This is a genomic window from candidate division KSB1 bacterium, assembly GCA_034506255.1.
Lineage (GTDB): Bacteria > Zhuqueibacterota > Zhuqueibacteria > Zhuqueibacterales > Zhuqueibacteraceae > Coneutiohabitans > Coneutiohabitans thermophilus.
Genome location: JAPDPX010000007.1, coordinates 14,834 through 26,937 on the forward strand (window position 1 = coordinate 14,834; position 12,104 = coordinate 26,937).

Here is a 12,104-nt window from a genome sequence, read left to right on the forward strand (position 1 = left end):
GCAAGAGCGGATCTTGCCCGCCCATGATTTGGCAGAAAACTTCCGCGCTTCTTGTCTGCCATTGGCGGCGCATCCCAGCCCCCGGAGCAGAGGCGTGCTGCATGACCAGGCGGACCATGACGTTTCACCCACTCACAGAACGCTGCATTATAGCCATTTTCTCCGTGAGAGACAACACTTAGTTTCCGGTGACTGCCGCCATCCGGCGGGCGAACTCTTTGCCGTCCACGAAACCGATGACGCGCAAATCGGACCGCTCCCGGCCCTCGGCATCAAGAAACACCACCGTTGGCAGACCTTTGATCTGATATTGCTGCCGGATCGCCTGCACTTCGGGCGAGCCGTATTGCGTCAGGTCACCGCGCAACATCAGGAAGCTGCCGGCACGCGCCAGGACTGCTTCATGCGGAAAGGTGAAGCGCTCCAACTCTTTGCAGGCCAGACACCAATCAGCGGTGAAGTCGATGATCACCGGTTTGCTTTCCCGGCGCGCCTGCGCCAGCGCCGTTTCACTCAGCGGCTGCCAGACACCGGCGTGGGCTTGCTGTTCCGGCCACGCCAGCCACACTGCCAGTGCCACAAAGACGGCGGCGGTGGCGCGCTTGAGCCAGGGAAAAACCGCCGAAGCGAATTTGCTCGATTCGATCAGGCCGACGTATACGCCGCCGGCCAGCAGAATCGCAGGCAGCAAATATTTGCCCAGCCAGGACGGCAATATCGGCGCGATGAAATAGGCGGCCATGGCGAGCAGAATCACGCCGAAAATTTTTTTCACCCACACCATCCACATGCCGGAGCGCGGCAGATTCTGCAGCAATCCCGAAAAGGTGCCGAGCAGCAGGAACGGCGCACCCAGACCCAGCGCGAGCACAAAGAACATCCAAAAGCCGAGCAGGGGATTGCCGGTGGTGCCGACATAAGTCAACAGCCCAAGCACGAAGGGACCGATGCAGGGCGCCGCCACAAAGCCCACGGTGAGCCCCATAAAGAACGCGCCAAAATAGCCCGGTTTCGCGCCGCCCGCAAGTTGTGTCAGCGCCTGCGGCACTTTGAACTCATACAAGCCGAACATGGAGAGCGCCAGTGCCACCATCACCAGCGCGATGAAGCTGAGCACCGGCGGACTTTGCAGCGCGGCGCCGAACAGCGAACCGCTCAATGCCGCCAGCACGCCGAGCGCCGAGTAGGTCAGGGCCATCCCGAGAATATAGAGCAGGGCCAGACCGAAAACTTTCGCCGGCTGGCCGCCGGTTTGGCCGCCAAAATAACTGATGGTAATCGGGATCAACGGATAAACGCAGGGCGTGAGATTGAGCGCCAGGCCGCCGATGAAGATGAAGAGCAGGGCCGTGCCCAGGCCATGCTGCGCAATCAATCCGCTGACTTCATTGCCCCCCTCCCGCCCTGCCGTGCCGGCCGTGGCGGCAAGCGCCCCGCCGAAATCGATCTTCTGAAAAACTTCCTCGTTGATGAGATTGGCGGGCTGCTCGAGGCCGACCACTGGAAGCGTGGCGCGAAACGGTTCGGACTCGGGGGCCAGACAGGAGTAATCATTGCAGGCCTGATACGTGAGCTTGCCGGAGAGCGCCACTTCCGGACCGCTGAAATTTTCTGCAATCGCGAGTTCGAGGCCGATGAGAAATTCCTGCTCATAAACCGACAGCGGCGTTTCGGAGAAGGCGAAGGTGCGCGTCAACCCCGGCGGATAGACGATCGCTTTGACCGTGACACCGGCGATTTCGTCCAACACCACGGCGGTGGGAATCAAAAACTCCTCGTTGGGCTGATGCGAGTTGACATGCCAGCCTGCGGCGATCCGGCCAATCAGGGCCGCGCGCAGCGTGCTGCCACGATAAGCCCGGTCGAAGGAAAACAGTGTCTGCACCTGCAGGATTTTCTCCGGCGGTGTCAGGCCGGGGGAAACCACTTCCTGTGCGCGACTGCGCGGCGCGGTCAACAGCCAGGAGATCACCACCAAAGCGAGGCAAAGTGTGTTCTTCATGAGAATGTCCAAGGGATGGGAACGCAAATCCAGATTGACAGCAACTTTTTTTCCGGCACGGCCGCAGGTCCGGCGGCCATGCACTTTCACAAATCTGATTGATCCACCCAGCGGACAATGCGCCATTTGCCGTCGTGCGGATTGCGCCGGAAGGTGAAAATGGCAAAGCCCGACACGCTGAAACTGATGTCCGCACTGGCGAGATCGAGGCGGAAGCTTTTGGCCAGGGTTTCATCCCGGCCCTCGGTCACCGCATAGATGGTGTTAAGCCATTCCAGGCTGATCACATCGAAGGTGCGCAACAACCGGCCGGTGGTTTTCAGATCGGTCTCGCGCGTCCAGGAGATGAACAGGCCGGAAGGCCCCTGATCCGGATCGAAGTATTGAAACACGAAAGCGCTGTCCAAAACTTCGGAATAGAGCAGGGAATCCCGGAAAGTGTAAGCATACCGAAAATTGGTGAGCACTTCCTCGGGGTTGCGCTGCTCGGTGACCAGCTCGCTGGCCAGGCTGCCGTCATCAAGTCCGGGCGCAAAGGGATTGAGGCAGGCGAGCGGCAGACACGCCAGCAGCAACACGACGGCACGCCGCCCGCAACGGGCGCAGGCGGGCGCGGCTGCAATTGTGCAATGGCGCAACACGCTCATTTCTCCGTCCGGTAAAATTCGCATTTCTTCCGCCGGCGATCACGCGCTGTGCTGGGCGACATACTCTGCAAACGCCTGTTGCAGCCGGCGGGTGATCGGGCCGGGCCGGCCATCCGCAATGCTTTGGCCGTCAAGCTGAACGACAGGCACGACCTCACCGGAGGTGCGGGAGAGAAAGAGTTCATCGGCGTGCGGCAGCAAAGCGGCAACCGGCGCGGTTTCCTCCACGGGCACATGCAACTGCCGGCACAATTCCAGCACCACCGCGCGTGTGATGCCGGGCAGGATTCTTTGCGTGCCGGGATGCGTTAAAATTCTGCCGTGAAATACCGCGAAAAAATTGCTGTGACTCGCTTCGGTGGCCGCCCCGGCATGAATGAAAATCGCTTCATCGGCACCCACCGCATGCGCCTGCTGGCTCGCCAGCACATTCGGCAGCAGGTTGATGGTCTTCAGATCGCAGCGCTGCCAGCGAATATCGGGCACTGTGATCGCGGCGACACCGTCCGCCAGCAGAGCCGACGGCGGCGTGAAAGCCCGGGTGGCAATGTAAACCGTCGGCGGCGTGTCCGGCGGCGGGAAATAATGCCGCCGGGGCAAAGCGGCACCCCGCGTCACCTGAAAATAAATCAGGGCATCGGCTCGTTGCAAGCCATTCTTCTGCAGCAGGTGCCCGGCCAGCGCCGGCAGTTCCGCAGCTTGCGGCAGAGGAATTTGCAGGGCGGACAGGCCATTTTCCAATCGCCGCAGATGTGCGGCACTGGCGAAGAGACGGCCACCGTAGCTGCGAATCACTTCATACACGCCATCGCCAAACAGAAAGCCGCGATCATGCACGGGGATGCAGGCCTGACTGGCGGGAACAAAGTTGCCGTTGAGATAGACAAGCATCACTTGCGGCTATTGCCGCACCTCCCCTCCTTCCAGCTTCGCGATATTGTGACGAACCGCCTGCGGCAGCAACGCCTTCCTGCCATGGCGGTAGTCGAAGGCTACGAGCTCGGCGGTGCCTTCGGCGGCAAGGCGGCCGAGTTTCTCACTCACCACGCACAGCTCCATGAAAAAGCGGTCCTCGCGCAGTTCGCTGACGCGGGCACCGACTGCGAGCGTGTCGGGATAGGTGAGTGCTTTGCGATACCGGCATTGCGTATGGGCGAGAATCGGGCCAATGCCGCCGTGCCGGTCGGGATCGGCGAAATCGATGCGCGCAAAATAGGCCATGCGGGCGCTTTCGAAATAGCGAAAGTAGACAATGTTGTTGACGTGTTGAAAAGCGTCCATCTCACCCCAGGCCACGGTTACGGGAATGACGACGGGATAGCGTGCGAGCAGATCGGTTGACATGCACACTCCGCAGAGTGGGATGAAAATCAGATGTGCGGATGAATTCAAGTTGGAATTGGCGCAAAAGCCGGAGTCACCTCCCGAGGTGCGAGTTCAAGTGTGCTGCGGCCACGCAGCCGGCTTCAGCCCGCTTTTGCCTCTCAGACGCGCAATTGATTGCGACTTCATTTGATCGTGAACTGCCTGACTCGGGTCTCTCCGAAAACCTCCCCACCCCGGCTGAGCCCGGGTGTTCAAAACAGCCGGGGGCATGAAAAATCCGGGGGGATTTGCAGCAGAAGCCCGGCCGTGGCAGCCACCGCCGTTGCAAAGTCAGTGATTTCGGAGGGACACTAATTCGTCCCCGCTCCTTTCACCCATTGATTCAACCAACCGATCACCGTCTCATGCCACAGAATGCTGTTGTGCGGTTTGAGCACCCAGTGGTTTTCATCAGGGAAATAGAGAAACTTGCTCGGAATGTTGCGGCGCTGCAAGGCCGTGAAGGTGGAAATGCCCTGCGTGTCAACCACACGAAAATCCTGGCCGCCATGAATCACCAGCATCGGCGTCTTCCAATTCTTGACGTGATCGATCGGGTTGTGCCTGGCATAGCCTTCGGGGTTGTCCCAGGGCGTGCCCATGTGATCCCACTCGGGAAACCAGAGTTCCTCGGTGTCAAAATAAGCCATGCGCTCATCGAGATTGCCATCGTGGTTGACCAGGCACTTGAAACGGTCGGGCCATTGCCCGGCGATCCAATTGATCATGTAGCCGCCGTAGGAAGCGCCCAATGCCGCGACCCGCTCGCCATCCATCCAGGGGTATCTCTGCAGGGCCGCCGCCAGCCCTTTTTGCAAATCCTCGAGCGGCTTGCCGCCCCAATCCCCGCGGATGGCATCGGTGAACGCCTGGCCGTAGCCGGTGGAACCGTGAAAATCGACCATCACCGCCGCGTAGCCGGCGCCGGCATAGGTTTGTGGATTCCAGCGATAATGAAAATCATTGCCAAACGAACCCTGCGGTCCGCCGTGAATCAGGAAAGCCACGGGATATTTCTGCGCCGGGTTGAAATCCACCGGTTTGACCACATAGGCGTAGACCGTCTCGTCATTCCAGCCCTTGAAGGTGAACTGTTCGGACTCACCCATGCGGACTTTGGCGAGCTTTTCCGCATTGATGCGCGTCACCGTCCGCACCCCCGTGCCATTCGGCAGCACCGTGTACAATTCCACCGGTGAGCGGTGATGATCCATGGCAAACAACAACCGATTGCCGGCCACACCCACGGAGCGCACCGTGCCTTTTTCCACCACGATGCGGCTTTTGCCGCTGGCAACGTCAATCGCAAAGAGGGAATTTTGTCCGAGATTGTTGGCCGTGGTGTAAATCGTCCTGCCGTCGGCGGACCAGGTTACACCGCCGGGCGAACGATCCCACGGCTCCGTCAAAACGCGATGGGCCCCCTCCGGCCAGGGCTGCAAAACGATGCGAAACCGGTCGGATTCATAACCCGGCCGTGCCATCGCCAGATAAGCGAGCGTTTTGCCATCGGGTGAAAATACTGGCTGCGTATCCCATGCCGGGTTGCCGGCGGTGAGATTCTTCGGTGGTGCCGAACCATCCACGGGCGCCAAATAAAGATCAAAATTCGTTGACCAGGCCTCCTCCCGCCCGGCGACGCGCGCCGTGAACACCACGCCCCTGCTGTCCGGCGTGAAGGTGTACTCTTCCGCGCCGCCAAACGGCTTGGAGGGGCAATCCGCATCCATGCCTTTCATCACATCGATCGTTTCGCCACCGGCCGCCGGCATCACAAAGAGATGCGAGCGGCGCCCGTCTTTCCAGGCGTCCCAATGCCGGATGAAAAGTTTTTCATAGAGGCGGCCGCTGGCCTTGCGGGCCTGCTGTTCTTGCAAACGTGCCGGGGTACAGGCCAGGGTCGCACAATCCGGAAAAACCTCCATGGTGAGCGCGAGCAGCCTGCCGTCAGGGGAGAGTTGAAAGCTGCCGACATCCAGCGGCAGACTGGTTTTCTGCACGGCTTCCCCGCCGTCCAGCGGGAGGCACCAGACCTGCGTGGAGCCGGAACGCGAGGAGAGAAACCAAATGCTTTTACTGTCGCGCGACCAAACCGGGCTGAAGTCACTGCCGGGATGTGCGGTCAACTGGCGCAGGCCGGTGCCGTCGACTGCCACCACCCAAATGTCGGTGCGGCCGCGGTTGGCTTCCAAATCGGTTTTGCGCAGGGTGAAGACCGCCCATTTTCCATCGGGTGAAACTTGCGTTTCGGAGATGCGATCCATCGCGAGCAGATCATGCACGGTGAAGGGATGTGTCTCCTGGGTGAAGGCAGGATCAAAAGCACGGCTGAGCACGAACAGGCAGATTCCAACCGACAGCGTCGACACGCGCATGCTTGCCTCCATGAAAATTGAGTCATTGCGTATGCAGCAGGTCAGCTTTTGCCGCTGTGATGATAGACATCCGGGGAGAGAAACTCAAGGCTTTTATGCCGGAGGGAGTAAAGCCTCGGTTGCGTGTGGGGAGGAAGGGCGGCCATCTTGTCCCATGTCACCACCTGAATTTTGCACCGCGATTGATCGCCTCCGCGAGGAACGCCGGGTTGATCGCGACGCCCAACCATCCATGGGGTGGTGCATAAAAAATTTTGCAGGCAAGCGTGCGGTCAACTCCGGCAGGGGGTGCACTTCCCACACGCCACTTCTTCCGGACAATGGCAAGCCAGCATGCAAAATTCAGGCAGTGTATGATGCCCTCATCCTTGTCGGCTCCTGCAGCCGCCGGCATCCCCCGCGACGAAATTTCCGCAGGCGGCAGGCGCGGGTGTGCTTTCCGGGCCGTCATTTCAGACGGAAACGGATAGTCGCGGGCGGATGAGGTGCATGGCCAGCAGCGTCTTGCCGTCATCGATCAGGCCCCGCTCCGCCATCGCATAGGCTTGCGTCACCGGTAAATTCAGCACGCGGAGATATTCCGACTCGGTGTGCAGTCCGCCGCCCGCGGCCAGCTTGTTTCCCACTATGCCGAAAAAAAGATACACGCGTTCCGACGAGCCGCCCGGCGAGGGAAAGAATTCGGTGAGAAATTCGATCTGGTTCACCTCATAGCCGGTTTCTTCCAGAGTCTCGCGCCGCACCAGTTCCAGCGGCGTTTCGCGGCCTTCCAAAATCCCGGCAACGATCTCGATCAACCAGGCCCTGCCCGGATTGAAAACATAGGCGGGATAGCGAAATTGCTCGACCAGGATGAACTCATTGCCGGCGGGTGTCAGCAGGAGGATGCCCGCCGCGTGGCCGCGGCTGCAATTGAACCGCTGCACCCGTGGCGTCAGTTGGCCGTCGAGGCGCTCATGCTGCAGCGTGGCCTTCTGAATCTCGAAAAAATTGCGATAGACAATTTCCTGCTGGTGAATGATCACCTGGCGCGGCGTCTGAGGTGGTTCCGCCGTCACTGTGGAAGTTTCCCCCGCCGGTCGCGATGCCGGTTCCGGCCGGCCCGCCTTGCCACCGCTGGCTGCGGCCGCCGTTCGGTCCTCCAGAAAGACATCATAGGTTGAAAGCTGCAGCAGAAAGTGATGGCCGAAAAACAGCAGGGGGACCCAAAAAGCGTGCTGCCAGGAACCGGGCGGCAGTTGCAATACGCTGACGAACGCCACCGCCACCGCCGCGATGAAGCTGATCAAGATGAAAGAGAGATGATAGAGATTGCCTTTCCTGGCCGGCCGCGGCAGGGTTGTGCTTTTCCACAAAAACGGCGAACCGGGATGCTCGGCCGACAGGCCGGCGTTCACCAGAAAAAACTGTTTGACGCGGTTCATGGCCACGCCGCTTTCACACCAGGCCTGGCGCAGGCGGATGATCTTGAGCTGATAAATCCACGCCACAAAACTCAACAAGAGGCAAATGGCGATGGTGATCGGCCGCGTATAGGGCGAGTAACTCATGCCCTCCCGGCTGTGCAACACCCCGATGGCGGCGATCAGCAAACCGGTGATGAGCAGGAAATAATTCACCAGCACGTGGCGGTCATTCATCGCCTGTGCCATGGTCTCGCGAATGTACTCATACTCGTATAGGGCAATCTCGCGCAGCGACCGGCGGGCTTTGCGGTCGATTGCAAGGGGTGTGAGTGGCGGGGAATTCGACCGCACCGGCGGACCAAAACGCCAGTGCGAAAAGCGCAACATGGCATAATAGACCACGCCAAAATCGATCAACACATGCTGGCGATACCCCGGCAGGAGCAGGACGAACACCAGGCCGGCAAGGATAATGAAGGCCGGGGAGAGATGGGCAAAGATGATTCGGCTCATATGAACCACCATAAAAGTTCGCTGCCATATGCCGGCGCCGGGCCTGAATGTCAGGCCCTCCGCTTGCGGGTCGGGGTGCCGTTCAGCGATTGCGGCCATCCACCGGCGCGTCCAAAATTTCGATCTCGCCCTGCGGACCGATCACGGTGAACGCTTCGAAAAGATTGACCGTCGGGCAAACATGGCGCGGCGCCAGCAGGAGGTAGTCCCCGATGGCAATGGTTTCACTGCCTTCCTGCCGCAGCACGGTGTGCTCCTCGCTGAAAGAAACCACCCGCAGTCCGGGACGGCTGAACAATTCAAGCGGACCACTTTCTGCCGCCCAGCGCTTGTGTCCCAAATTGAGCGTGAGACGGCCCGGCCCAACTTCGATTACTTGCGCCAAAATCAATGCGGCCAGCTCGAACTCGCCGGGGGCCAGCGCTTCGTAATTCGAATCCCAAAAAATCCACGTGCCGGGCGAAGCCTGCACCAGCGTCTCGCTTGCCACGGCCGGCAGCAAAATTTCCAGGTCAAGGCGAAAAGCCGGTGAGCCGGCAACGATAATACGCGGCACATGCACGCCGGCGGCGCGAAAGGCCCGGTAAGCCGCCAGCAAACCGGCCATGGCTTCTTGTGCGGCAGCGCGCCGTTCAGCAAACGCGGCCTGATGAACATGGCCATCATAACCATGCAACCCGGCAAACGCGAAATGCGGCCGGCCGGCTGTTTGTGCGTACAGCGCCAACGCCTCGGCGGGCGCGATGCCGGTGCGGTGCATGCCGATGTCAAGGTCGATGAAATAGCGCCAGCCCACCTGCTCGGCCTGCGCCACCGCCGTTAGTATTTCGGCATGTGCGCGGTTGCCGATTTGAACCTGAATATCGAGGTGCGGAAACCTCTTGAGGCACTGTGCCACGTGGCGCGCTTCATGCAGTAACAGAGGATATGCGAGGAAGACGCTTTGGACTCCCGCCTCAATCGCCATCTCCAGCTCGCGCATGGTGGCTTTGAAGTGGGTGATGCCGGCGGCGCGCATCCAGCCGGTGATCAGTGAGGATTTGTTGGTTTTGATATGCGGGCACAAATGGCGGTAGCCGGAGGCGGGCGCAAGGGCTTCGAGATATTGCCGCATGCGCGCCAGATTGCGCTGCACGCGATCGCGAAACACCAACAATCGGGGCGTGGCCAGCGCTTCCGGGTTTTGGAGCAGATAGGGTGCCTGTCCGGGAATTCTGAAATCCAATGTCGTCTCCTGAGATTGCCGGAGGAGTTATGAACAATGCGCTCCGTTGGAACTGTTTCCGCCCCCCGCCTGCCGATGAGAGGAGAACGTCCGGTGGTGCCGCGCTTCCGCTTTGCACGCCAGCTCAAAACTCAATCCCACCGGTTATAAACGGATCTCGCCCTGTGCGGCCCGGAAGCGGAAGGGTCTCCCACCTGTCGAATTTGGCATCATAACTTGGAACGGCATGCGCTTTCCGGTTTGATGCTGTTGCGGACAGACACCAAGATACAAGAGTATCCGCCAATTCCAAACTCGAACTTGCACCGGTGCGGGCTGCTCCGTACCGGCCTGAATTCCGAATCGTTTTCCCATTTTGTAAGTAACTTTCAATTTTGCCATGCGCGGCTGACAGGCCCCACCGCGCTCTTGCACCCCGTTCGCGAAGCGAGCGATTCCGGATCGCACATGTTTGCCCATGCCTGTTGCCGGCGGTGAGGCGGGATAATCCTTGCCAATCAAGGCGGAGCGTGACATTTGTCACTCCTCTGCACCCGGGGTTGTGATACCGGTATTGCCGGCAAAGGCGCGGCACCCAATTCCTGCGTTCCTGCCGGCAGCGTTTGGTATCGTTCTTGCCAACCGTGTGGCCGCAGCGATGCACCACCTCGGGAACTTCGAGGGGTTTACCGGGAAATCCCGCTTTCCGGGAGGTGCAGGCGCAACGCGCGCGCGTGTTGTTTTGGGAAACAAAAAGCAACGGCGACGCCTGATGCCATGATTCTGAAAGGACTGTACGAACGCTATGACGGCGTACTGGCAACAATTTCTGCCTCACACTCTCTTCTGCCTCGCCATACTCCTCGGTGCGCAGCCCGAGGCCGTGCGTGCCCAGCGTCAAATCCTGCGCAATCCGGTCGATCCCACCGATCTGTGGATTACCACCGTCAATCCGGCAGCCGTTTCATTTCAACACAGCCAGGTGGCGCTTGGTGTGGAGGTGTTGCACGCGGGTTTTGTGCCGGGTCAGGTGTTCGGCCTGCATGAAAACCGTTTGAGTCTGAGCCTGCCTTACTGGCTGCCATGGGACTTGGCAACCGGCGTGGAAGTGCGGGTGTTCAATGCCTCGCTCTATCGTGAAATCGAGGCCAACTGGCTGCTGAGCCGCAAAGTGCGCGGTCCGCTCGCGCTGGGTTTGCGCCTGGGGTTGGAAAATCGCGCGTTCAATGCCGGCGAATTCAAACTCGTCGATCCGGATGATCCCTTGCTGGCGCCCGGTCGCACGAGCCGCCTGCTCCCAAGCTTGGGCGCGGGGCTGTATTGGCAGCAAGAGCGGTGGGCGCTGGGTGCGGCGATGGATCATCTCGACCAGCCGAATATCGCCACCGGCGGCCAGGCACGTTTGCCCCGCGCGTTTTCCGCCGCGGTGAGCTGTCACATCGGCAATTTCACGCCCAGTCTGGTGTGGAACAGTGACGGCCGAAACAGTTTGTTGGGGATCAATGTGAGTGCGTCTCTGGCGCGGCTGGTGGGCATGCGCGCCGGTTTCGAGCCGGACGGGCCGTTTCGGGTTGAAAGTCAGTTTCATTTCAACCGCGACTCCCGCCTTGCCTATGCCGTCAATTTCCCGACAGAAGAAGTCAGCGGTGCTTCCGCGGGCACTCATCAACTCGCGTTTGGCCACATCTTTGGTCGCGAACCGGATTCCGGTCCGCCAGTGCTGAGCATGAGCAGCCCGCATTTGCAGATCATTGAAAGCCGGATCCAGCGCACCGTTGACGCGGGTCTGACTTTGGCAAAGCTGCAGGATTTGCCCGGATTGTCCCGGGATTTTGTGGACGCGCGGCAACGCCTGGGCAACTTGGTTGTGATTCCAGTTGAGAATGGCGTGGCACTAGCCGCCGGCGGGCAGGTCACAGCGTCGTTTCGAGAGCTCGGCAAACACGCCGCCCTCCTGCAGCAGAGCAACCCCGGGGTGAAGCTGGCGCTGCGCCTGCCGCAGGAAGACCCTGAGACAACACGCCGGATGCGACGGCTGCTGGCCACCGAGGCCGGGGTCGATCCCGGCCATATTCTGGTGGGTTATCAGCCGCGCGTTTCCCCGCCTTCGTTGGAAGGTTTCAAAGCCGGCGCCACCACGGTGGAGCAGGCCGCGCCCTCCCTCACTCCCGCCACCGTCACTTTTACGATCACCGTGCCCGGCCGGCGCCGCATTGCGAAAGAATGGAAACTCAAGATTCTCTCCGCCACCCGGCAGCCGGTGCGGGTGTTTTCAGGCAGCGGCCCTCTGCCGGAAACACTCGCATGGGATTGGCGCACTGCCGACGGCAAAGTGGTGTCGCCCGGGGCCTATGTCGCCGTCCTGCAGGTGCTGAGCGCACAAAACAAACCCTATGTTTCCGAAACACCATTTCAAGTCATGCTCATCCGGCGGGAGATCAAACTGCATTTTCGCAAGCCGCCGGCAGAAGACCAGCCGCTGCAATCGCATCGTGACAGCGTGATGCCGCAGGCCGGCGCCAGCCCGCAAGCAGCCTCCACTCCGCGGTGAAGCACATGCAACTCCCGACAGCTTGCAATCAACTTCAGGAC

At 60.3% G+C, this 12,104-nt stretch carries 9 protein-coding genes; 1 reads left to right on the top strand and 8 read right to left on the bottom strand.

The window, feature by feature from the left end; all coding sequences use genetic code 11:
- Nucleotides 1-178: 178 nt before the first annotated feature.
- The 8 genes from ONB52_15050 to ONB52_15085 all read right to left on the bottom strand — a co-directional run bounded on the left by ONB52_15050 (nt 179) and on the right by ONB52_15085 (nt 10,049).
- Nucleotides 179-2,002: a thioredoxin family protein gene (locus tag ONB52_15050; GenBank protein ID MDZ7417454.1), complete on the bottom strand. Its 1,824-nt coding sequence runs from the start codon at nt 2,000-2,002 to the stop codon at nt 179-181.
- A gap of 86 nt (nt 2,003-2,088) precedes the next feature.
- Nucleotides 2,089-2,673 carry a hypothetical protein gene (locus tag ONB52_15055; GenBank protein MDZ7417455.1) on the bottom strand — a complete coding sequence of 195 codons (585 nt, stop codon included), beginning with the start codon at nt 2,671-2,673 and terminating at the stop codon, nt 2,089-2,091.
- A 15-nt stretch (nt 2,674-2,688) separates the two neighbouring features.
- Nucleotides 2,689-3,540 (bottom strand): D-amino acid aminotransferase, encoded by an 852-nt coding sequence (locus ONB52_15060; protein ID MDZ7417456.1) that lies wholly within the window; start codon nt 3,538-3,540, stop codon nt 2,689-2,691.
- A gap of 9 nt (nt 3,541-3,549) precedes the next feature.
- On the bottom strand, nt 3,550-3,993 hold the full coding sequence (locus ONB52_15065) for an acyl-CoA thioesterase (protein ID MDZ7417457.1): 444 nt from the start codon (nt 3,991-3,993) through the stop codon (nt 3,550-3,552).
- Between the two features lie 332 nt (nt 3,994-4,325).
- Nucleotides 4,326-6,389: a S9 family peptidase gene (locus ONB52_15070; GenBank protein MDZ7417458.1), complete on the bottom strand. Its 2,064-nt coding sequence runs from the start codon at nt 6,387-6,389 to the stop codon at nt 4,326-4,328.
- A gap of 452 nt (nt 6,390-6,841) precedes the next feature.
- Entirely contained in the window at nt 6,842-8,308 is a 1,467-nt protein-coding gene (locus ONB52_15075; GenBank protein ID MDZ7417459.1) for an NUDIX hydrolase, read from the bottom strand.
- An 82-nt stretch (nt 8,309-8,390) separates the two neighbouring features.
- Entirely contained in the window at nt 8,391-9,533 is a 1,143-nt protein-coding gene (locus ONB52_15080; GenBank protein ID MDZ7417460.1) for an alanine racemase, read from the bottom strand.
- 144 nt (nt 9,534-9,677) lie between these two features.
- The gene (locus tag ONB52_15085) at nt 9,678-10,049 is read right to left on the bottom strand and encodes a hypothetical protein (GenBank protein ID MDZ7417461.1); all 372 of its coding nucleotides are present in this window, start codon (nt 10,047-10,049) and stop codon (nt 9,678-9,680) included.
- Nucleotides 10,050-10,317: 268 nt separating this feature from the next.
- Here ONB52_15085 and ONB52_15090 point away from each other — a divergent pair, with 268 nt between their 5' ends.
- A complete protein-coding gene (locus ONB52_15090; protein MDZ7417462.1) occupies nt 10,318-12,063 on the top strand; it encodes a type IX secretion system membrane protein PorP/SprF in 1,746 nt (581 codons plus the stop codon).
- The last annotated feature ends 41 nt before the right edge of the window (nt 12,064-12,104 follow it).